We start from the raw sequence: 21,309 nt of genomic DNA on the forward strand, positions 1-21,309 counted from the left end.
CGTGAGTAATCGTATTAAAATGTTAAAGTATTTCATTAAAAGGAGAAATTTAAAGTGAGAAATTATTTCCGTTTTGACGAGAATCAAACGAATTATAAACGAGAGATTCTAGGTGGCTTGACGACTTTCTTATCAATGGCATACATCTTAGCTGTTAATCCACAAGTTTTAAGTTTAGCAGGGGTGGATGGTGTTCCAGCTGATCAAAAAATGGATCAAGGTGCGGTATTTGTTGCGACTGCATTAGCAGCATTTGTAGGCTGTTTATTTATGGGACTCATTGCAAAATATCCTATTGCACTTGCCCCGGGCATGGGATTGAACGCCTTTTTTGCCTTTACTGTCGTGTTAACAATGGGGATTCCATGGCAAACAGGTTTAACAGGTGTGTTCTTCTCTGGATTTATTTTTGCGATTCTAACAGCAACTGGATTGCGAGAAACCATTATTAATGCCATCCCATATGAAATGAAGATGGCAGTGTCAGCAGGGATTGGTCTTTTTATTACCTTTGTAGGATTACAAAGTTCAGGAATTATTAAAAATCAAGATGCGACACTTGTAACACTAGGAAAAATCACTGACCCTAACGTTTTACTTGCTATCGTGGGGATTATCGTTACCGTTGTACTTTATGCAAAGAAAGTACCAGGCGCAATATTTATTGGTATGGTAGTCACAGCGATTGCTGGTTTAGTGACACAACAAATCGCACCACCACATGCGGTCTTAGGTAAGGTACCTAGCATTGCGCCTACATTTGGTGCTGCTTTTGAATCATTTCAAGATCCATCACAATTATTTACAATCCAGTTTTTAATTGTCATCCTAACATTTTTATTTATTGATTTCTTTGATACTGCGGGAACGATTGTTGCCGTCGCTTCACAAGCAGGTATCATGAAAGATAACAAGTTACCTCGTGCAGGGAGAGCGTTGTTTTCAGACTCACTTGCGACGATGACAGGTGCTATTTTTGGTACAACAACGACGACTTCTTATATTGAATCGACATCAGGTGTAGCAGTAGGGGCTCGAACAGGTTTTGCAAGTATTGTTACAGGCTTTTGTTTCCTTCTTGCGTTGTTCTTTAATCCGCTAATGGCTGTAGTCACACCAGCAGTAACGACACCTGCACTCGTTGTTGTAGGGGTATTGATGGCTTCTAGTCTAGCGGAAATTAGTTGGAAACGATTTGAAGTTGCAGTGCCAGCTTTCGTCACAATTATTATGATGCCTTTATCTTATTCTATTGCGACAGGGATTGCGTGTGGCTTCATTTTCTATCCTATTACAATGTTATTAACGAAACGTCATAAAGAAGTCCATCCTATTATGTACGGTTTATTGGTTATCTTTATTCTATATTTTGTATTTGTTCACGGATAAACTCATTAGATTGTTATATAAGTATATATAAAAAAGAAGTTAGAACGAACAGGCTTGACTTGTTCATGTATCTAACTTCTTTTTTTAGGTTTTAAATTTAAAGTATATATCTAATCATTGACAATTATAAGTATGCTTACATACTTCAAATAATGACTTAGATTACTTATTGTGTTGTGTTTTATTTTGATCTTCATCTGTGTAAATCACAGTAGCTTTAGCGTTACGAATATACACTGGAGAGACTAATACGATCATAAAGAAAAAGATAAGCAAAATTAACATAATCCAGTGTAAAACCATGCCGATGACAGGGATAATAGCGATACCATTCGCTACGATACCAAATGCTGGAATTAAAAGCATAGGACGTATCGTATTTTGTTGACCAAAGATAAAGATTAAAACCATCACCAAATAAATAAAAGCATTAAAAGCTAATGGCTGCCATCCTAAAGCTAATACATACCAGCCTCCAAAAAATGGGAAACCAGCAATAAATTCAGAAACTAAGGCAATTAGCGCAAGAATAATTAAGGCTGTTTTAGAATTTTTAGTCACTCGATTCACCTCCTATCTTTAAAAAGAAGTGACAAATCTGGCTCACTCATTAAATAAAAAACTTTAAGTTTAAGCATTTTACATACACCGCACGAGTGATTCACCAGAAATAATAACTACACTTAAAAATGATGATCTATCAGTGAAGATCATTTTCTTCTATTATAAACTGTAATCCAATGACTCACAAAAACTATCTCTATGATAACGAAAAAAATTCTTTGAAACTATTGAACTTAAGCCGTATTTCAAGTAAAATAACATGGTATGTGAATTAGACATAAAAAACTTTAGGGAAATGGTTGCCAAGTCAACGGTTTTCATGTATCATGTCTAATGTTGGACTTTAAATGCGATGAAGCGAAAGGTTACTGACACACCCGGCCGCTTTGCCATGGCGTTGTGTGAGATAGTTTTCGTGGAGAAGTCTATCACTTTAATGAAGACGTATAAGGAGGGTAAATTATGGCAAAACAAAAAATCAGAATTAGATTAAAAGCTTATGATCACCGTGTGATTGATCAATCAGCTGAGAAAATTGTTGAAACTGCAAAACGTTCTGGAGCGGATGTTTCTGGTCCAATTCCATTACCAACAGAAAAATCAGTTTACACAATTATTCGTGCGGTTCATAAGTACAAAGATTCTCGTGAACAATTCGAACAACGTACACATAAACGTTTAATCGATATTGTTAATCCTACGCCAAAAACAGTTGACGCGCTTATGGGCTTAAACTTACCATCAGGTGTAGACATCGAAATTAAATTATAATAGAAAATTTTAGGAGGTGGACTTTCGATGACCAAAGGAATCTTAGGAAGAAAAATTGGGATGACTCAAGTATTCGGTGAAAACGGCGACTTAATCCCAGTAACTGTAGTAGAAGCAAAAGAAAATGTAGTATTACAAAAGAAAACGGTTGAGGTTGACGGTTACAACGCAATCCAAATCGGTTTTGAAAACAAAGAAGCATACAAAAAAGATAGAAAAACAAACAAATATGCGAATAAACCAGCTGAAGGTCACGCTAAAAAAGCTGACACAGCACCTAAGCGCTTCATTCGTGAATTCAGAAACGTTAATGTTGACGAATACGAAGTAGGTCAAGAAGTCTCAGTAGATACATTTGAAGTTGGAGACATCATTGATGTAACAGGAACTTCAAAAGGTAAAGGTTTCCAAGGTGCAATCAAACGCCATAATCAAGCTCGCGGACCAATGTCTCACGGTTCACACTTCCATAGAGCGCCAGGTTCTATCGGTATGGCTTCAGACGCATCACGTGTATTTAAAGGGCAAAAATTACCAGGCCGCATGGGTGGTAATACAGTAACTGTTCAAAACTTAGAAGTTGTTCAAGTCGATACGGAAAACAACGTAATTTTAGTTAAAGGTAACGTACCTGGTCCTAAAAAAGGTTTTGTTCAAATCCAATCAGCAATTAAAGCTAACAAATAAATCGTAGCGAAAGGAGGAAATGCATAATGGCAAATTATGATGTATTCAAAGTTGATGGTTCAAAAGCAGGTTCAGTAGAACTTAGCGATGCAGTATTTGCAATCGAACCTAATAATGAAGTTTTATTTGAAGCAATTAACTTACAACGTGCTTCATTACGTCAAGGTACACATGCGGTAAAAAACCGTTCAGCAGTACGTGGCGGTGGACGTAAACCATGGAGACAAAAAGGTACAGGACGTGCGCGTCAAGGTACAATTCGTGCTCCTCAATGGCGTGGTGGTGGTGTCGTATTCGGTCCAACACCAAGAAGCTACGCATACAAAATGCCTAAGAAAATGCGTCGTTTAGCATTACGTTCTGCAATTTCTTACAAAGTTAAAGAAAATGAATTCAAAATTGTGGACAGCTTTAACTTAGAAGCACCAAAAACAAAAGAATTCAAAACAACTTTAACAAATTTAGAGCTACCTAAAAAAGTGTTGGTTGTAACAGTTGGAGAAGATGTAAATGTTGAATTATCAGCACGTAACATTCCTGGCGTACAAATCACAACACCAGAAGGTTTAAATGTTTTAGATTTAACACACGCTGATAGCGTATTAATCACTCAAGAAGCAGCTAAAAAAGTTGAGGAGGTGCTCGGATAATGGAAGCTAGAGATATTCTAAAGCGCCCCGTAATCACTGAGAAATCATCTGCAGCAATGGCTGAAGATAAATATACTTTTGATGTAGATGTTCGTGCGAACAAAACTCAAGTTAAAAAAGCAGTAGAAGAAATCTTTGAAGTTAAAGTTGCAAATGTTAACATCATCAACTATAAACCAAAGAAAAAACGTATGGGCCGTTACCAAGGCTATACAAACAAACGCCGTAAAGCGATTGTGACACTTAAAGAAGGTCAAATCGATTTATTCAACTAAAAACATACCAATAAGGAGGTAAGCGACAATGGCTCTTAAACATTATAAGCCAATTACTAATGGTCGTCGTAATATGACTACATTAGATTTTGCTGAGATCACAAAATCTGAACCTGAAAAGTCATTATTACAACCGCTACCGAAAAAAGCGGGTCGTAACAACCAAGGTAAATTGACAGTACGTCACCATGGTGGCGGTCACAAACGTCAATACCGTGTTATTGATTTCAAACGTAACAAAGATGGAATCCCAGGTAAAGTGGATTCAATCCAATATGATCCAAACAGATCAGCAAACATTGCTTTAATCGTCTATGCAGATGGTGAAAAACGCTACATTATCGCACCTAAAGGCTTAGAAGTAGGTCAAGTCATTGAAAGTGGTTCAGAAGCTGACATCAAAGTTGGTAACGCACTTCAATTAAAAGACATTCCAGTCGGTACAGTAATTCATAACATCGAATTAAAACCAGGACGTGGCGGTCAACTTGCTCGTTCAGCAGGTGCAAGCGCACAAGTACTTGGTAAAGAAGGTAAATATGTACTTGTAAGACTTCGCTCTGGTGAAGTACGTATGATTCTTTCAACTTGCCGTGCAACAATCGGTCAAGTTGGTAACTTACAACACGAACTTGTTAACGTTGGTAAAGCTGGTAAATCTAGATGGTTAGGTAAACGCCCAACAGTTCGTGGTTCTGTAATGAACCCTAACGATCACCCACACGGTGGTGGTGAAGGTCGCGCACCAATCGGTCGTCCATCACCAATGTCACCATGGGGTAAACCTACGCTTGGTAAGAAAACTCGTCGTGGTAAAAAACGTTCTGATAAACTTATCGTACGTGGACGTAAGAGAAAATAAAAATAGCTTATTTGGGTGTGCGGCGTAATCGCTGCACGCACATAATAAGAAAGGAGGCGCCACTATGGCTCGTAGTATTAAAAAGGGACCTTTCGTCGATGATCACTTAATGAAAAAAGTGGAAGCTCAAGGCGATAGCGAGAAAAAGCAAGTAATTAAAACATGGTCACGTCGTTCAACAATTTTCCCAAACTTTATTGGGCACACATTTGCTGTATACGATGGACGTAAACATGTACCTGTATATGTAACTGAAGATATGGTTGGACACAAATTAGGTGAATTTGCTCCAACACGTACATTCAAAGGACATGCTGCAGACGATAAGAAAACAAGAAGATAAACAATCTTTAATCAGTAGAGGAGGAAAAACGAATGGAAGCAAAAGCGGTTGCTAGAACGATCAGAATCGCACCTCGTAAAGTAAGATTAGTATTAGACCTAATCCGAGGAAAAGATGTTAGAGAAGCAGTAGCGATTTTAAAATTAACAAACAAAGCTTCTTCTCCAGTAGTAGAAAAATTATTAATGTCCGCTTTAGCTAATGCAGAGCACAACTATGGCATGAACACAGATGAATTAGTTGTTAAAGAAGCATATGCTAACGAAGGACCAACATTAAAACGTTTCCGTCCACGTGCGCAAGGACGTGCAAGCGCAATTAACAAAAGAACAAGCCACATCACAATCGTAGTGAGTGATGGTAAAGAGGAAGCTCAAGAAGCTTAATCAAATATTAAGGAGGGAATACCGTGGGTCAAAAAATTAATCCAATCGGTCTTCGTGTTGGTATTATCCGTGACTGGGAAGCGAAATGGTTCGCAGAGAAAGATTTCGCATCACTTTTACATGAAGATTTAAAAATTCGTAAATTTATTGATAACGCATTAAAAGACGCTTCAGTATCTCACGTTGAGATTGAGCGTGCTGCTAACCGCATCAACATTGCAATTCATACTGGTAAACCAGGTATGGTTATCGGTAAAGGCGGTTCTGAAATCGAAAAACTTCGTAACAAATTAAATCAATTAACTGATAAAAAAGTTCACATCAATGTTATTGAAATCAAGAAAGTTGATCTTGATGCACGTTTAGTTGCTGAAAACATTGCACGTCAATTAGAAAACCGTGCTTCATTCCGTCGTGTTCAAAAACAAGCTATCGGAAGAGCAATGAAATTAGGTGCTAAAGGTATCAAAACTCAAGTTTCAGGTCGTTTAGGCGGTGCAGACATCGCACGTGCTGAACAATACTCAGAAGGAACTGTACCACTTCATACTTTACGTGCAGACATCGATTATGCACATGCAGAGGCTGACACAACTTATGGTAAGTTAGGTGTTAAAGTATGGATTTATCGTGGTGAAGTTCTTCCTACTAAGAAAAATAGTGAAGGAGGAAAATAATTATGTTACTACCAAAGCGTGTAAAATATCGTCGTCAACATCGTCCTGACACTAAGGGTCGTTCAAAAGGCGGTAACTTTGTAACATTCGGTGAGTTTGGTCTTCAAGCAACAACAACTTCATGGATCACATCTCGTCAAATCGAATCAGCTCGTATTGCTATGACACGTTACATGAAACGTGGCGGGAAAGTTTGGATTAAAATCTTCCCTCACACTCCATATACACAAAAACCTTTAGAAGTACGTATGGGTGCTGGTAAAGGTGCGGTTGAAGGCTGGATTGCAGTAGTAAAACCAGGTAGAATTTTATTTGAAGTTGCAGGCGTATCTGAAGAAGTTGCGCGTGAAGCATTACGTTTAGCGAGTCACAAACTTCCAGTTAAAACGAAGTTTGTAAAACGTGAAGAATTGGGTGGTGAAACAAATGAAAGCTAAGGAAATTAGAGACTTAACCACTTCAGAAATCGAAGAGCAAATCAAATCTTCAAAAGAAGAGCTTTTTAACCTACGCTTTCAATTAGCTACAGGTCAATTAGAAGAGACGGCACGCATTAAAACAGTAAGAAAAACAATTGCACGTCTAAAAACTGTTGCACGTGAAAGAGAATTAGAACAAGGTAAAGCAAACCAATAATGATTGAAAGAGGAGGTTACTAAAGTGAGCGAAAGAAATGATCGTAAAGTTTACGTTGGTAAAGTTGTTTCAGATAAAATGGACAAAACAATCACTGTTTTAGTTGAAACATATAAAACACACAAACTATATGGTAAACGTGTAAAATACTCTAAAAAATATAAAACACATGACGAAAACAATACAGCTAAAATCGGAGATATCGTTAGAATCCAAGAAACTCGTCCTTTATCAGCGACAAAACGTTTCCGTTTAGTAGAAATCGTCGAAGAATCAGTAATTATTTAATGACTATTTAAAAGATAAGGGAGGTTTAATCATGATACAACAAGAAACACGCTTAAAAGTAGCAGACAACTCTGGTGCTCGTGAAGTACTTACAATCAAAGTATTAGGTGGATCTGGCCGTAAAACTGCTAACATCGGTGACGTTATTGTAGCTACTGTTAAAAATGCTACACCTGGAGGCGTTGTTAAGAAAGGCGATGTTGTTAAAGCTGTTGTCGTACGTACTAAATCAGGTGTACGTCGTAAAGACGGTTCATACATCAAATTTGATGAAAATGCATGTGTTGTAATTCGTGATGACAAAGGACCACGTGGTACACGTATCTTTGGTCCAGTAGCACGTGAATTACGTGAAGGAAACTTTATGAAAATCGTTTCCCTTGCACCAGAAGTACTATAATTAATCGTAAATAATAATCATAAATCTTAAGGAGGTGCCCACATGCATATCAAAAAAGGTGACAACGTAATCGTTATCGCAGGTAAAGACAAAGGTAAAACTGGTAAAGTTGTAGCAACTGAACCTAAAAAAGACCGTGTCGTTGTGGAAGGTGTAAACATCGTTAAAAAACACCAAAAACCAACTCAATTTAATCCTGAAGGTGGAATCTTAGAAACTGAAGCAGCAATTCACGTTTCTAATGTACAAATATTAGACCCTAAAACAAACGAACCAACTCGTGTTGGATACAAATTTGTCGATGGTAAAAAAGTAAGAATCGCTAAAAAATCTGGCGAAGAAATCAAGTCTAATTCATAATAGTTGAAAGGAGGATCCACTTTGAACCGTTTAAAAGAAAAATTTAACTCAGAAGTTACTGAAAACTTAGTTAAGAAATTTAACTACAGTTCAGTAATGGAAGTACCAAAAATCGAAAAGATCGTTGTGAACATGGGTGTTGGTGACGCAGTACAAAACTCAAAAGTTTTAGATAACGCTGTTGAGGAATTAACTGCAATCACTGGTCAAAAACCATTAATCACTAAAGCGAAAAAATCAGTTGCAACATTCCGTTTACGTGAAGGTATGCCAATCGGTGCAAAAGTAACTTTACGTGGCGAAAGAATGTATGAATTCCTAGATAAATTAATCTCAGTATCACTTCCACGTGTACGTGACTTCCGTGGTGTTTCTAAAAACGCATTTGACGGTCTCGGTAACTACACTTTAGGTGTTAAAGAACAATTAATCTTCCCTGAGATTGACTACGATAAAGTATCAAAAGTACGTGGTATGGATATCGTTATTGTTACTACTGCTAATACAGACGAAGAAGCGCGCGAATTATTAACTCAATTCGGTATGCCGTTTCAAAAATAATTTCTGAAGGAGGCGAATTAAATGGCTAAAAAATCAATGGTTGCTAAACAACAACGTGAACAAAAGTTCCAAGTTCGTGAATATACACGTTGTGAACAATGTGGTCGCCCACATTCTGTATTTCGTAAATTTAAACTTTGCCGTATTTGTTTCCGTGAATTAGCTTACAAAGGTCAAATTCCTGGCGTACGTAAAGCTAGCTGGTAAAAATTTAACTCTTGAAAGGAGGCAACAAACTATGACATTGTCAGATCCAATTGCAGATATGCTTACTCGTGTAAGAAACGCAAACATGGTGCGTCACGAAAAATTAGAATTACCTGCATCAAATATTAAAAAAGAAATTGCTGAAATCCTTAAAAACGAAGGTTTCATCAAAAATGTAGAATATATCGAAGATGATAAACAAGGTGTTATCCGTTTATTCTTAAAATATGGTTCAAACAACGAGCGTGTTATTACAGGCTTAAAACGTATTTCTAAACCTGGTTTACGTGTATATGCGAAAGCAAACGAAGTACCTAAAGTATTAAATGGTTTAGGTATCGCATTAGTTTCTACTTCTGAAGGTGTAATCACTGATAAAGAAGCAAGAAAACGTAATGTTGGTGGAGAAGTATTAGCATACATTTGGTAAGATATAATAAATAAGGAGGTGCCATAGCATGAGCCGTGTTGGTAAAAAAATTATCGAAATCCCTAGCGACGTTACTGTAACTATCGAAGGTAATACAGTTTCAGTTAAAGGGCCTAAAGGTGAATTATCACGAACTTTAAATGAAGAAATGACTTACAAACAAGAAGAAAACACACTTGAAGTTGTTAGACCATCAGATTCTAAAGAACACAGAACTGTTCATGGTACAACTCGTGCGTTAATCAATAACATGGTACAAGGTGTATCTAAAGGATACGAAAAATCACTTGAACTTATCGGTGTAGGTTACCGTGCTCAAGTACAAGGTAAAAATCTTGTATTAAACGTTGGTTACTCTCACCCAGTTGAAATCGAAGCTGCTGAAGGCATTACTTTCTCAGTAGATAAAAATACAACTGTTAAGGTTGAAGGTATCGATAAAGAATTAGTAGGTGCAACAGCATCTAAAATTCGTGACGTTCGTCCACCAGAACCTTATAAAGGTAAAGGTATTCGTTACCAAGGCGAATATGTTCGTCGTAAAGAAGGTAAAACTGGTAAATAATAAATAAACTCTACAGAAAGGAGTATTGACATGATCAGCAAAATTGATAAAAACAAAGTACGTTTAAAAAGACATGCACGCGTTCGTACGAAATTGTCAGGTACTAGCGAAAAGCCACGTCTAAACGTATATCGTTCAAACAAACACATCTATGCACAAATCATTGATGATACTAAAGGCGTAACTCTAGCACAAGCTTCTACTAAAGACGTTGATGCAGACGCTTCAGCTACAAAAGTTGAATTAGCATCTAAAGTCGGTGAAGCAATTGCTAAAAAAGCAAGCGAAAAAGGAATCGAAGCAGTTGTATTTGATCGTGGAGGATACTTATTCCACGGCCGTGTGAAAGCATTAGCAGATGCAGCTCGTGAAAATGGACTTCAATTTTAATTTAAAAGGAGGGACAATATATAATGGCTCGTAGAGAAGAAGTTAAAGAATTTGAAGAACGCGTAGTTACGATTAACCGTGTTGCTAAAGTAGTAAAAGGTGGTCGTCGTTTCCGTTTTACTGCACTTGTAGTAGTAGGTGACAAAAATGGTCGCGTTGGATTCGGTACTGGTAAAGCACAAGAGGTACCTGAAGCAATCAAAAAAGCAGTTGAAGCAGCGAAGAAAAATCTTATCACTGTAACACGTGTTGATGGTACAACACCACACACAATTACTGGACGTTTTGGTTCAGGAAGTGTTTTAATGAAACCAGCAGCACCTGGTACTGGTGTTATCGCAGGTGGCCCAGTTCGTGCCGTATTAGAACTTGCAGGTATTACTGACATTTTAAGTAAATCTTTAGGTTCAAACACACCAATCAACATGGTGCGCGCAACAATTGATGGTTTACAAAACTTAAAAAATGCTGAAGATGTTGCCCGTTTACGTGGTAAATCAGTAGAAGAACTTTATAATTAAGGAGGGAAACATTTAAATGGCTAAAATACAAATCACCCTCACTCGAAGCGTTATCGGGCGTCCAGAAACACAACGTAAAACAGTTAAAGCTTTAGGTCTTAACAAGATCCATTCTTCTGTTATCGTTGAGGACAACCCAGCAATTCGTGGACAAATCAACAAAGTAAGTCACTTAGTATCAGTAGAAGAAAAATAATTAAGGAGGTGCCAAAATGAAATTACATGAATTAAAACCATCAGAAGGCTCACGTAAAGTACGTAACCGTGTAGGTCGTGGTGCGGCTACAGGTAACGGTAAAACTAGTGGTCGTGGTCAAAAAGGTCAAAAAGCACGTTCAGGTGGTGGCGTAAGACCAGGTTTCGAAGGTGGTCAATTACCATTATTCCGTCGTATTCCTAAACGTGGTTTCACAAACATTAATCGTAAAGAATATGCTATCGTTAACTTAGACCAACTTAACAAATTTGAAGATGGTACTGAGGTAACACCTGAATTATTAATCGAAACAGGCGTAGTTAAAAGTGAAAAATCTGGCATTAAAGTTTTAGGTAATGGTTCATTAGAAAAGAAATTATCTGTCAAAGCGCATAAATTCTCAGCATCAGCTAAGGACGCTATTGAAGCGAAAGGCGGAGCACACGAGGTGATCTAATGTTTCACACGCTTGTGAACTTTTTCAAAACAAAAGAAGTTCGTAACAAGATACTTTTTACTCTTGCAATGTTAGTCATTTTCAAAATAGGTACGTACATCCCAGCACCTGGTGTTAATCCAGAAGCTTTTGATAATCGACAAGGTTCTCAAGGCGTCACTGACTTGTTAAACACGTTTGGTGGCGGAGCCTTGAAGAACTTTTCCATTTTCGCAATGGGAATCATGCCCTACATCACTGCTTCTATCGTAGTACAATTGTTGCAGATGGACATTGTACCGAAATTTACTGAATGGGCAAAACAAGGTGAAACAGGACGTAAAAAGTTAACTAACTTTACGCGTTATTTTACAATTGTTTTAGCATTTATTCAGTCCATTGGTATGGCGTTTCAGTTCAATAACTATTTGAACGGAACTCTTATTAAAGAGCAAAGTGTAATGTCTTATTTGCTTATTGCAGTAGTGCTTACAGCAGGAACTGCGTTTTTAATGTGGTTGGGTGAACAAATCACACAATATGGTGTGGGTAATGGTATTTCTATCATTATCTTTGCAGGTATTTTATCTACACTTCCATCTGCCTTGATCCAATTCTATCAACAAGAATTTATCGGTCAAGATGATGTGACACTTGCTTGGTTAAAAGTAGGCGGTCTCGTATTAGGTATGATTTTACTTACTGTTGGGGCTGTATATGTTTTACAAGCCATTCGTAAAATACCGATTCAATATGCAAAAAAACAATCCAACATGCGACTTGGTTCACAAGCAACGTACTTACCGTTAAAAGTGAACTCTGCAGGGGTTATTCCAGTTATCTTTTCTATGGCATTCTTCTTATTGCCAAGAACGTTAACATTGATTTTCCCAAAAGCAGATTGGGCACAAAAAGTGGGGAACTATGCAGACCCATCTAATAATATGGGTATGGTTGTCTATGTGATCTTGATCATTGCATTTACTTATTTTTATGCATTTGTCCAAGTTAACCCAGAAAAAATGGCAGAAAATCTTAAGAAGCAAGGCAGTTATGTTCCAGGAATTCGTCCTGGTGAACAAACTAAAAAATATATTACGAAAGTCCTTTATCGCTTAACTTTTGTAGGTTCAATTTTCTTAGCAGTCATTGCAATCTTGCCAATTATTGCGACTAAAGTAATGAACTTACCTCAAGCCATTCAGTTAGGTGGGACAAGCTTACTCATCGTTATCGGTGTAGCGATTGAGACAATGAAAAGCTTAGAAGCACAAGTGAATGAAAAAGAATATAAAGGCTTTGGTAGACGATAATATGTAGGAGGGCACTCATGAACATTATCTTAATGGGATTACCTGGTGCTGGTAAAGGGACTCAAGCGACTGAGATTACCAAAAAGTACCCTATTCCTCATATTTCAACGGGGGATATGTTTAGAAAAGCGATTAAAGATGAAACTGAGCTTGGTAAAGAGGCAAAATCATTTATGGATCGTGGGGAACTCGTACCAGATGAAGTAACAGTAGGTATTGTCAAAGAACGTATCTCTGAAGACGATGCGAAAAAAGGTTTCTTATTAGATGGATTTCCTCGTACGATTGAGCAAGCAGAAGCTTTAAATTCTATTCTAGAAGAACTTGGTAGAACAATTGATGCAGTTGTGAATATCGAAGTGCCAGAAGAGGAATTAATGAATCGTCTTACAGGTCGTCGTATTTGCGAGATTTGTGGCACAACGTATCATCTTGTTTTCAACCCTCCAAAAGTTGAAGGTGTTTGTGATCTTGATGGTGGTAAGCTTTATCAACGTGAAGATGACAACCCAGAAACTGTTGCTAATCGTTTGAAAGTAAACGTAAAACAATCTAAACCTATTTTAGATTTTTACAGCAAACAAGGTGTTCTGAAAAATATTGACGGTTCTAGAAATATTGATGAAGTTACAGCAGACGTCATAAATATTTTGGAATCATTAAAATAATAGCGACTTGGTTATCACTTCTTAAGTCGTTATCTTTAGTATCATAAATGTATTTGATTGTGATAAGGCTTTATAACGATATTTTGAAAGTGAAACGAGCCAAGCGATTATTGAGTTAATATTCAACATCCTTACAACAAAAAGGAGGCGTTATTCCAATGGCAAAACAAGACGTTATCGAACTTGAAGGTACAGTATTAGATACTTTACCAAACGCAATGTTTAAAGTAGAATTAGAAAATGGTCATGAAATTCTAGCACATGTGAGTGGTAAAATTCGAATGAACTATATTCGTATTCTACCTGGCGATAAAGTAACAGTAGAAATGTCTCCGTATGATTTGACACGCGGAAGAATCACATATCGTTATAAATAATTGTCACTCCAACATTGAAGGAGGTTTAAAAATGAAAGTAAGACCATCAGTAAAACCAATTTGCGAAAAATGTAAAGTCATTAAACGTAAAGGTAAAGTAATGGTAATTTGTGAAAATCCTAAGCATAAACAAAAACAAGGTTAATTAAAAGAGAGGTGTAAAATATAATGGCACGTATTGCAGGAATTGATATCCCACGTGATAAACGCGTAGTAATCTCATTAACTTATATCTACGGTATCGGTAAAACTTCAGCACAAAAGATCCTTTCAGAAGCAAACGTTTCAGAAGATACACGTGTTAAAGACTTAACTGATGATGAATTAGGTCGTATCCGTGAAGTTGTTGACGGCTATAAAGTTGAAGGTGACTTACGTCGTGAAACAAACTTAAACATCAAACGTTTGATGGAAATCTCATCATACCGTGGTATCCGCCACCGTCGTGGTTTACCAGTAAATGGTCAAAAAACTAAAAACAATGCGCGTACGCGTAAAGGCCCAGTTAAAACTGTAGCTAACAAGAAAAAATAATAGGTAAAGGAGGCAAATTATACTATGGCACGTAAACAAGTATCACGTAAACGTAGAGTGAAAAAGAATATTGAAAACGGTGTGGCACACATCCGCTCAACATTCAACAATACAATTGTAACTATTACAGATGAATTCGGTAATGCTTTATCATGGTCATCTGCAGGTGCGCTTGGTTTCAAAGGTTCTAAAAAATCTACTCCATTCGCAGCACAAATGGCATCTGAAACAGCTTCAAAAGCAGCAATGGAACATGGTTTAAAATCAGTAGAAGTAACTGTAAAAGGCCCTGGTCCAGGTCGTGAATCAGCGATCCGTGCATTACAATCAGCAGGTTTAGAAGTAACAGCGATTAAAGACGTTACTCCAGTACCACATAATGGTTGCCGTCCACCAAAACGTCGTCGCGTATAATTAAATTTTTGTTTTGTCACAAATCACTTGAATTTAAAGTTTATGCAAGTCGACGTACTTAAGGAGGATATGTAAATGATTGAAATTGAGAAACCTAGAATTGAGACAATTGAAGTTAGTGATGATGCTAAATTCGGTAAGTTCGTTGTTGAACCACTAGAACGTGGTTACGGTACTACACTAGGAAACTCCTTACGTCGTATCCTACTATCATCATTACCAGGTGCGGCTGTTAAATATATCGAAATTGAAGGTGTTTTACACGAATTCTCAGCAATTGATCATGTCGTTGAAGACGTATCAACAATTGTTATGAATATTAAAAAGTTAGCACTTAAAATATATTCAGAAGAAGATAAAACACTTGAAATCGATGTTAAAGAAGAAGGCGAAGTCACTGCAAAAGATATCACACATGACAGTGATGTTGAAATCTTAAACCCAGATCTTAAAATTGCAACAGTAGCGCAAGGTGGTCACCTTAAATTACGTTTAGTTGCAAGTACAGGGCGCGGGTATGCATTAGCTGATCAAAACAACTCAAGTGATTTACCAATCGGTGTTATTCCAGTTGATTCATTGTACTCACCAGTAGAACGTGTGAATTACACAGTGGAAAATACGCGTGTGGGTCAAAGTTCTGACTTTGATAAATTAACATTAGACGTATGGACTGATGGTTCAATCACACCACAAGAGTCTGTTTCATTAGCAGCGAAAATCATGACTGAGCATTTAAATATCTTTGTTGGTTTAACTGATGAAGCACAAAATGCTGAAATTATGATTGAAAAAGAAGAAGATCAAAAAGAAAAAGTATTAGAAATGTCTATCGAAGAATTAGACTTATCTGTACGTTCTTACAACTGTCTTAAACGTGCAGGTATCAACTCTGTACAAGAACTCGCTGATAAATCAGAGGCTGATATGATGAAAGTTCGTAACTTAGGTCGCAAGTCTCTTGAAGAAGTAAAATATAAATTAGAAGACTTAGGTTTAGGTCTAAGAAAAGAAGATTGATAAAGGAGGTTAACTCATGGGTTACAGAAAATTAGGTCGTACTTCAGATCAACGTAAAGCAATGTTACGTGATTTAGCTACATCATTAATCGTAAGTGAGCGCATCGAAACGACTGAAGCACGTGCGAAAGAACTTCGTAGCGTAGTTGAAAAACTAATCACTTTAGGTAAAAAAGGTGACTTGGCTTCTCGTCGTCAAGCAGCAAAAACTTTACGTAATGTTGAAATCTTAAACGAAGATGAAACAACACAAACAGCACTTCAAAAATTATTCGGTGAAATCGCTGAACGTTATGAAGAACGTCAAGGTGGTTACACTCGTATTCTTAAAGTTGCTCCACGTCACGGCGATGGCGCATTAAAAGTAATTATCGAATTAGTTTAATTAATACACTACTACTACATTAAAGCAAATGAGTGCAACGATAATGTTTGCCACATACAAATATTGTCTAGCTCAGAGTACCCCATCCAACTAAATATTGACGACAAAGCGTGAACTCAATGAGGATGGGGTGCGCGCTTTTTTAGTGTAATCGGTCGTAAATCAAGATGACATCGCCAAATCTTATTGAATCACATCCAGATTCTTTACACGTATGTGTCGCTGAATGGTGCACTCATAATACTTAGCGATTCATTTTAACATCGAATAAACCAAGCAGAAGTTGTTCATGCTTGGTTTATAACTGCGCCATGTACTATCAACGATAAAAATGAGTAAACGATGCTTTATGCATGTGAACTCAATTTTTTATAAAAACGCATCATCTCTGCGAAGGGCGGAACTACGAAATCCATTCGATTTCTGTTCCGCTCTTTATTTATATGGCTTGATACATATACAAATCATGTCTTTTTTTGTAAAATAAGCGTATTAGTACAAATGGAGGGACGCTGAATGAAAGACGAAAACCTGATTGAATTTGAACATGTATCATTTCAATACGACGAACAACAACCGCGTGTTTTGAATGATGTTCAATTTAAAGTTAAAAAAGGTGATTGGGTTTCGATTGTCGGTCACAATGGCTCAGGAAAATCTACTTTAGCGAAACTTCTAACAGGCATCGAGCAAGATTTTACTGGAGATATAAAGGTCAATGGCATCTCGATTAAAGGCAAAGATCGGCCAGCTTTTCACCATCATATTGGAATCGTATTTCAAAATCCTGAAAATCAGTTTGTTGGCTCAACTGTGAAATATGACGTTGCTTTCGGCTTAGAAAATAAAAATGTTTCTTATGATAAGATGCATCAAATTGTGCCAGCTGTTTTGAAAGACGTCGATATGTATGACAAGCAAAATCATGAGCCGACCGCATTGTCAGGGGGACAAAAACAACGTGTTGCGATTGCGGGTGTCCTTGCATTAGAGCCACAATTAATTATTTTAGATGAGGCGACAGCCATGTTGGATCCAGAAGGAAAGCGTGACATACTTGCCATGGTCAAACACTTGAACGAAACAAAAGGGGTGACAGTGATTGCGATTACGCATGACCTTTCTGAAGTTGTCAGCTCAGATCAAGTAATCGTGATGAACCAAGGTGAAGTTTATTTAAATGGTTCAGTAGATTCGATATTTAAACACGGGCAGTCATTAGTGACACTTGGCTTAGACTTGCCATTTGAAATGCGTGTCGCGAATCTATTAAATATGGAACCAGGTTTTATGACTTATGAAGGATTATTGGAGCGTTTAATATGATTAAATTTGAAGAAGTTTCATACACGTATCAGAAAAAGACGCCGTATGAATATCAAGCACTCAATCAAATATCAACTGAATTTTCACCTGGGCGTTATTATGCCATTATTGGAAAAACAGGCTCAGGGAAGTCAACTTTAATTCAGCATTTCAATGGGCTCTTGAAACCTACACAAGGCCATATGCAAGTATTAGACGTCGCCATCAATCCAAAGACAAAAGATAAAAAATTAAAGTCAATTAGAAAACGAATTGGGATGGTGTTTCAATTTCCTGAGTCACAACTTTTTGAAGAGACAGTCGAAAAGGAAGTGCTATTTGGCCCTCAAAACTACGGACTGGATATTGAAGCAGCGCGTGCCAAAGCGATGCGCTTATTAACAGAGTTAGGTTTTGATGCAGAAGCCACAATGAAGCAATCTCCTTTCTTACTGTCAGGCGGTCAAATGAGAAAAGTCGCACTCACTGCAATTCTCACGATGGACCCTGATATTTTAATTTTAGATGAGCCTACAGCAGGATTAGATCCACGCAGTCGAGAACAGGTTATACAGTTATTTAAAAAATTGCAACTGGAACAGCATAAAACGGTCATTTTAGTGACACATGATATGAATGATGTGGCACGATTTGCTGACGAAGTTAAAATAATGCAAAAAGGGAGCCTTATTGAATCGACGACACCACAACAATTTTTTTCACGTACTGACGACGTTCAAGCTTTGCACCTTTGTTTGCCTGATATCGTGCGTTTACAAAGAGATATTGAAGCGCGCTTAGGGATTCAATTTGAACAGCTTGCAATGACAGAAGAGGCGTTTGCTACGATGTTCAAAGAATGGAGGCAACGTCATGAAAGATAAATTGATTATTGGACGTTACTTACCATTAGACACTTTCGTTCATCGCTTAGACCCACGTGGTAAATTCATCTTTGTATTTTTATTTATTATTGTTATTTTTTTGAGTCACCATCCGTATAGTTATTTGTGGCTTGCTTTCATATTGTTAATGATTTTAAAAGCCGCACGTATTCCACTGGGGTTTCTTTTAAAAGGGTTACTTCCAATTTTTATCTTTTTACTATTAACACTAGTGATGCATCTGTTTCTAACGAAAGGCGGAACACGATTATTTGAATGGGGCATTCTGTCTATTGATTCTAATGGAATTAGAGAAGGGATTTTAATTGTACTGCGCCTTGCTTACATTATGATTATTTCAACACTACTTACTTTGACGACAAGTCCTCTAAACCTTACAGAAGCTTTTGATCGTTTATTTAAACCGTTGAAATATATCAAAGTCCCTGTAGCTGCGTTAAGTATGATGATGTCTATTGCACTACGATTTATTCCTACTTTGATGGAAGAATTAGATAAAATTGTGTTATCACAAAAATCTCGGGGCTCAGATATTAGTTCTGGCTCCATTGTGGCACGTATTAAGGCGTTTATCCCTTTAATGATTCCATTGTTTATTTCTGCCTTTCAACGTGCAGAAGAATTGGCGATCGCTATGGAAGTGAGAGGCTATGATGCAAATCAGCAGAGAACAAGTTATCGTGTACTAGAATGGCACGTTAAAGATACGCTTGCCTTACTAAGTATCATTCCAATTGCAGTCATTTCGATATGGTTAGGCCATCATTTTTAGATTGAGAAAGGGAGAATTTTATGCAACGTGTGTTAGTGAAAATCAGTTATAATGGGGCACAATTTTTAGGCTTTCAAATTCAAAACCAAGGTCGTACAGTGCAAGGCTATTTTGAAAAAATATTGAAACGCATGCATCAAAAGCCTGTTCGAATTCACCCTACAAGTCGCACAGATCGTGGTGTTCATGCAAAAGAACAGTATTTCCATTTCGATACGCATTTGAATATTACATCTAATAAGTGGCAACATGCCATGAATAGTGCGTTACCAGATGATATTTATGTTCATGAAGTCTCTTTAATCGATTCAGATTTTCACTGTCGTTATGATTGTGTAGGTAAACGCTATCGATACGCTATTTATCAAGATGCACATCGCAATCCATTTCTCGCGCATTTGAAAACGCTCGAGGCCCATGCACTTAATATTGAAGCGATGCAAGCAGCTGCACGTCATTTTATTGGAACGCATGATTTTACTAGTTTCTGTTCTCAAAAGACTGAAGTTGAAAGTAAAACACGTACGATTTATGAAAGTCGCATTGAAGTCACTGAAGATGGCTTAGATTTTATTATTACAGGGTCAGGTTTTTTATATAATATGGTACGTGTCATTATGGCTTACTTACTTGAAGTCGGAAAAGGCAAGCGACAAGGTGAGGATATTCCACATATCCTTAAAATGAAAGATCGAACGCTTGTACCACATACAGCACCGGCAGAAGGTCTCTATTTAGAAAAGGTATATTTATCGCCAGAACAGCTCAAAATAGACTTTGGTGAAACAATTAATATTCATACGAAAAAATCGTCACAAATTTAATGAAATACATTGACATTAAGGCGTAAAACTTATAAGATAGTTAACGGTATTGTTTTATATCACCCCACGATAAGCCCCGGAAACTTATTGTGTTACAAAGATATATAAGCAGGAAAGAACAACAGTTAACGGAATAAATATCTCGCTCTAGGTTGTGCTGTCACAACCAGCTGAAAGACAAATAGGAAAGATTTATTCACTAGGAGGACAATATTATGCGTCAAACATTTATGGCAAATGAATCAAACATTGAGCGCAAATGGTATGTTGTTGATGCTGAAGGACAAACTTTAGGACGTTTAGCTTCAGAAGTCGCAGCTATCTTACGCGGTAAAAATAAAGTCACTTACACACCACACGTTGACAGTGGTGATTACGTTATCATCATTAACGCTTCAAAAATCGAATTTACTGGTAAAAAAGAAAGCGATAAAATTTACTACCGTCACTCAAATCACCCAGGTGGTTTAAAATCAATCACTGCTGGTGAATTAAGACGTACAAACCCAGAACGTTTATTAGAAAACGCAATTAAAGGGATGTTACCAAGTTCACGTTTAGGTGAAAAACAAGGTAAAAAATTATTCGTTTATGGTGGCGCTGAACATCCACACGCTGCACAACAACCAGAAAACTACGAGTTACGTGGTTAATTAGAAGGAGGAAATTACATTGGCACAAGTTGAATATAAAGGCACAGGCCGTCGTAAAAACTCAGTAGCACGTGTACGTTTAGTACCAGGTGAAGGTAACATCAAAGTGAACGATCGCGATGTACGCGACTACTTACCATTCGAATCATTAATCTTAGACTTAAACCAACCATTTGATGTAACAGAAACTAAAGGTAACTATGACGTTTTAGTTAATGTACACGGTGGCGGTTTCACTGGTCAAGCACAAGCGATCCGTCACGGTATTGCACGTGCATTATTAGAAGCAGATCCTGAATACAGAGGTTCTTTAAAACGTGCTGGATTACTTACTCGTGACCCACGTATGAAAGAACGTAAAAAACCAGGTCTTAAAAAAGCACGTCGTTCACCACAATTCTCAAAACGTTAATATCGTTGTTATATCAACATTTACAGCACTTCTCGAAAATACTCGAGAGGTGCTTTTTATATGATGGTTATATATTTTTAACGGTTGGTGAAATAGTCACTGACCGTTATTTTAATTTTTGATATTAAAAAAG

37 protein-coding genes are annotated in these 21,309 nt (G+C 37.2%); 36 read left to right on the forward strand and 1 reads right to left on the reverse strand.

The features are described from left to right. Positions 1-54: 54 nt before the first annotated feature. A complete protein-coding gene (locus tag C1H58_RS09795; RefSeq protein WP_050330236.1) occupies positions 55-1,389 on the forward strand; it encodes an NCS2 family permease in 1,335 nt (444 codons plus the stop codon). A 162-nt stretch (positions 1,390-1,551) separates the two neighbouring features. Here the strand turns inward: C1H58_RS09795 and C1H58_RS09800 are convergent, their stop codons facing one another. Continuing rightward, positions 1,552-1,950 (reverse strand): hypothetical protein, encoded by a 399-nt coding sequence (locus tag C1H58_RS09800; RefSeq protein ID WP_165546084.1) that lies wholly within the window; start codon positions 1,948-1,950, stop codon positions 1,552-1,554. 465 nt (positions 1,951-2,415) lie between these two features. Here C1H58_RS09800 and rpsJ point away from each other — a divergent pair, with 465 nt between their 5' ends. From rpsJ to rpsI, 35 genes are all read left to right on the forward strand, one after another. Further along, on the forward strand, positions 2,416-2,724 hold the full coding sequence (rpsJ, locus tag C1H58_RS09805; protein WP_001118667.1) for a 30S ribosomal protein S10: 309 nt from the start codon (positions 2,416-2,418) through the stop codon (positions 2,722-2,724). Positions 2,725-2,751: 27 nt separating this feature from the next. Then, entirely contained in the window at positions 2,752-3,411 is a 660-nt protein-coding gene (gene rplC / locus C1H58_RS09810) for a 50S ribosomal protein L3 (protein WP_016426350.1), read from the forward strand. Between the two features lie 26 nt (positions 3,412-3,437). Next, complete coding sequence (gene rplD / locus C1H58_RS09815) at positions 3,438-4,061, forward strand: 50S ribosomal protein L4 (protein WP_016426351.1); 624 nt, start codon at positions 3,438-3,440, stop codon at positions 4,059-4,061. Then, a complete protein-coding gene (rplW, locus tag C1H58_RS09820; RefSeq protein WP_016426352.1) occupies positions 4,061-4,336 on the forward strand; it encodes a 50S ribosomal protein L23 in 276 nt (91 codons plus the stop codon). The genes rplD and rplW overlap by 1 nt, the downstream gene beginning before the upstream one ends. Before the next feature lie 28 nt (positions 4,337-4,364). Continuing rightward, on the forward strand, positions 4,365-5,198 hold the full coding sequence (gene rplB, locus C1H58_RS09825) for a 50S ribosomal protein L2 (RefSeq protein ID WP_016426353.1): 834 nt from the start codon (positions 4,365-4,367) through the stop codon (positions 5,196-5,198). Between the two features lie 64 nt (positions 5,199-5,262). Continuing rightward, the gene (gene rpsS, locus C1H58_RS09830) at positions 5,263-5,541 is read left to right on the forward strand and encodes a 30S ribosomal protein S19 (RefSeq protein ID WP_014613216.1); all 279 of its coding nucleotides are present in this window, start codon (positions 5,263-5,265) and stop codon (positions 5,539-5,541) included. A 32-nt stretch (positions 5,542-5,573) separates the two neighbouring features. After that, complete coding sequence (rplV, locus tag C1H58_RS09835) at positions 5,574-5,927, forward strand: 50S ribosomal protein L22 (protein WP_016426354.1); 354 nt, start codon at positions 5,574-5,576, stop codon at positions 5,925-5,927. A 23-nt stretch (positions 5,928-5,950) separates the two neighbouring features. Next, positions 5,951-6,604 (forward strand): 30S ribosomal protein S3, encoded by a 654-nt coding sequence (gene rpsC, locus C1H58_RS09840; RefSeq protein ID WP_016426355.1) that lies wholly within the window; start codon positions 5,951-5,953, stop codon positions 6,602-6,604. A 2-nt stretch (positions 6,605-6,606) separates the two neighbouring features. Beyond that, positions 6,607-7,041: a 50S ribosomal protein L16 gene (rplP, locus tag C1H58_RS09845; protein WP_016426356.1), complete on the forward strand. Its 435-nt coding sequence runs from the start codon at positions 6,607-6,609 to the stop codon at positions 7,039-7,041. After that, positions 7,031-7,240 (forward strand): 50S ribosomal protein L29, encoded by a 210-nt coding sequence (gene rpmC, locus C1H58_RS09850; RefSeq protein WP_014613220.1) that lies wholly within the window; start codon positions 7,031-7,033, stop codon positions 7,238-7,240. The genes rplP and rpmC overlap by 11 nt, the downstream gene beginning before the upstream one ends. Before the next feature lie 24 nt (positions 7,241-7,264). Continuing rightward, positions 7,265-7,528 carry a 30S ribosomal protein S17 gene (rpsQ, locus tag C1H58_RS09855; RefSeq protein ID WP_016426357.1) on the forward strand — a complete coding sequence of 88 codons (264 nt, stop codon included), beginning with the start codon at positions 7,265-7,267 and terminating at the stop codon, positions 7,526-7,528. Positions 7,529-7,559: 31 nt separating this feature from the next. Beyond that, on the forward strand, positions 7,560-7,928 hold the full coding sequence (gene rplN / locus C1H58_RS09860; RefSeq protein ID WP_016426358.1) for a 50S ribosomal protein L14: 369 nt from the start codon (positions 7,560-7,562) through the stop codon (positions 7,926-7,928). A gap of 42 nt (positions 7,929-7,970) precedes the next feature. Continuing rightward, the gene (gene rplX, locus C1H58_RS09865; protein ID WP_016426359.1) at positions 7,971-8,288 is read left to right on the forward strand and encodes a 50S ribosomal protein L24; all 318 of its coding nucleotides are present in this window, start codon (positions 7,971-7,973) and stop codon (positions 8,286-8,288) included. A gap of 21 nt (positions 8,289-8,309) precedes the next feature. Beyond that, on the forward strand, positions 8,310-8,849 hold the full coding sequence (gene rplE / locus C1H58_RS09870) for a 50S ribosomal protein L5 (RefSeq protein ID WP_165546085.1): 540 nt from the start codon (positions 8,310-8,312) through the stop codon (positions 8,847-8,849). Positions 8,850-8,870: 21 nt separating this feature from the next. After that, a complete protein-coding gene (locus tag C1H58_RS09875) occupies positions 8,871-9,056 on the forward strand; it encodes a type Z 30S ribosomal protein S14 (RefSeq protein WP_016426361.1) in 186 nt (61 codons plus the stop codon). Between the two features lie 31 nt (positions 9,057-9,087). Further along, entirely contained in the window at positions 9,088-9,486 is a 399-nt protein-coding gene (rpsH, locus tag C1H58_RS09880; RefSeq protein WP_014613226.1) for a 30S ribosomal protein S8, read from the forward strand. A 28-nt stretch (positions 9,487-9,514) separates the two neighbouring features. Beyond that, entirely contained in the window at positions 9,515-10,051 is a 537-nt protein-coding gene (rplF, locus tag C1H58_RS09885; protein WP_016426362.1) for a 50S ribosomal protein L6, read from the forward strand. 30 nt (positions 10,052-10,081) lie between these two features. Further along, positions 10,082-10,441, forward strand: a complete 360-nt coding sequence (rplR, locus tag C1H58_RS09890) for a 50S ribosomal protein L18 (protein WP_050330246.1) — start codon at positions 10,082-10,084, stop codon at positions 10,439-10,441. A gap of 23 nt (positions 10,442-10,464) precedes the next feature. Then, positions 10,465-10,962 carry a 30S ribosomal protein S5 gene (gene rpsE / locus C1H58_RS09895; RefSeq protein WP_165546086.1) on the forward strand — a complete coding sequence of 166 codons (498 nt, stop codon included), beginning with the start codon at positions 10,465-10,467 and terminating at the stop codon, positions 10,960-10,962. A gap of 16 nt (positions 10,963-10,978) precedes the next feature. Beyond that, positions 10,979-11,158, forward strand: a complete 180-nt coding sequence (gene rpmD, locus C1H58_RS09900; RefSeq protein ID WP_050330247.1) for a 50S ribosomal protein L30 — start codon at positions 10,979-10,981, stop codon at positions 11,156-11,158. A 16-nt stretch (positions 11,159-11,174) separates the two neighbouring features. Then, positions 11,175-11,615, forward strand: a complete 441-nt coding sequence (gene rplO / locus C1H58_RS09905) for a 50S ribosomal protein L15 (protein ID WP_016426366.1) — start codon at positions 11,175-11,177, stop codon at positions 11,613-11,615. Continuing rightward, positions 11,615-12,907, forward strand: coding sequence for a preprotein translocase subunit SecY (gene secY / locus C1H58_RS09910; protein ID WP_016426367.1), 1,293 nt, complete (start codon positions 11,615-11,617; stop codon positions 12,905-12,907). The genes rplO and secY overlap by 1 nt, the downstream gene beginning before the upstream one ends. Positions 12,908-12,924: 17 nt before the next feature. Continuing rightward, complete coding sequence (locus tag C1H58_RS09915; protein WP_016426368.1) at positions 12,925-13,575, forward strand: adenylate kinase; 651 nt, start codon at positions 12,925-12,927, stop codon at positions 13,573-13,575. Positions 13,576-13,733: 158 nt separating this feature from the next. Then, a complete protein-coding gene (gene infA, locus C1H58_RS09920; RefSeq protein ID WP_001118443.1) occupies positions 13,734-13,952 on the forward strand; it encodes a translation initiation factor IF-1 in 219 nt (72 codons plus the stop codon). 31 nt (positions 13,953-13,983) lie between these two features. Continuing rightward, positions 13,984-14,097 carry a 50S ribosomal protein L36 gene (gene rpmJ / locus C1H58_RS09925; RefSeq protein ID WP_002509257.1) on the forward strand — a complete coding sequence of 38 codons (114 nt, stop codon included), beginning with the start codon at positions 13,984-13,986 and terminating at the stop codon, positions 14,095-14,097. Between the two features lie 23 nt (positions 14,098-14,120). After that, on the forward strand, positions 14,121-14,486 hold the full coding sequence (gene rpsM, locus C1H58_RS09930; protein WP_014613234.1) for a 30S ribosomal protein S13: 366 nt from the start codon (positions 14,121-14,123) through the stop codon (positions 14,484-14,486). A gap of 24 nt (positions 14,487-14,510) precedes the next feature. Then, a complete protein-coding gene (rpsK, locus tag C1H58_RS09935) occupies positions 14,511-14,900 on the forward strand; it encodes a 30S ribosomal protein S11 (RefSeq protein ID WP_014613235.1) in 390 nt (129 codons plus the stop codon). Positions 14,901-14,975: 75 nt separating this feature from the next. Beyond that, the gene (locus C1H58_RS09940) at positions 14,976-15,920 is read left to right on the forward strand and encodes a DNA-directed RNA polymerase subunit alpha (protein WP_016426369.1); all 945 of its coding nucleotides are present in this window, start codon (positions 14,976-14,978) and stop codon (positions 15,918-15,920) included. Between the two features lie 16 nt (positions 15,921-15,936). After that, entirely contained in the window at positions 15,937-16,305 is a 369-nt protein-coding gene (gene rplQ / locus C1H58_RS09945) for a 50S ribosomal protein L17 (RefSeq protein WP_016426370.1), read from the forward strand. A gap of 516 nt (positions 16,306-16,821) precedes the next feature. Then, positions 16,822-17,631, forward strand: a complete 810-nt coding sequence (locus tag C1H58_RS09950) for an energy-coupling factor transporter ATPase (protein ID WP_050345312.1) — start codon at positions 16,822-16,824, stop codon at positions 17,629-17,631. Further along, positions 17,628-18,494: an energy-coupling factor transporter ATPase gene (locus C1H58_RS09955; RefSeq protein ID WP_165546087.1), complete on the forward strand. Its 867-nt coding sequence runs from the start codon at positions 17,628-17,630 to the stop codon at positions 18,492-18,494. Before C1H58_RS09950 ends, C1H58_RS09955 begins: the two co-directional genes overlap by 4 nt. Beyond that, on the forward strand, positions 18,484-19,287 hold the full coding sequence (locus C1H58_RS09960; RefSeq protein ID WP_050330271.1) for an energy-coupling factor transporter transmembrane component T family protein: 804 nt from the start codon (positions 18,484-18,486) through the stop codon (positions 19,285-19,287). The genes C1H58_RS09955 and C1H58_RS09960 overlap by 11 nt, the downstream gene beginning before the upstream one ends. A 20-nt stretch (positions 19,288-19,307) precedes the next feature. After that, positions 19,308-20,111: a tRNA pseudouridine(38-40) synthase TruA gene (truA, locus tag C1H58_RS09965; RefSeq protein ID WP_165546088.1), complete on the forward strand. Its 804-nt coding sequence runs from the start codon at positions 19,308-19,310 to the stop codon at positions 20,109-20,111. Positions 20,112-20,326: 215 nt separating this feature from the next. Further along, positions 20,327-20,764 (forward strand): 50S ribosomal protein L13, encoded by a 438-nt coding sequence (gene rplM, locus C1H58_RS09970; RefSeq protein WP_016426375.1) that lies wholly within the window; start codon positions 20,327-20,329, stop codon positions 20,762-20,764. Between the two features lie 19 nt (positions 20,765-20,783). Then, positions 20,784-21,176, forward strand: coding sequence for a 30S ribosomal protein S9 (gene rpsI, locus C1H58_RS09975; protein WP_016426376.1), 393 nt, complete (start codon positions 20,784-20,786; stop codon positions 21,174-21,176). The last annotated feature ends 133 nt before the right edge of the window (positions 21,177-21,309 follow it).

The sequence above is a fragment of the Staphylococcus sp. 191 genome, from assembly GCF_011174885.1.
Lineage (GTDB): Bacteria > Bacillota > Bacilli > Staphylococcales > Staphylococcaceae > Staphylococcus > Staphylococcus coagulans.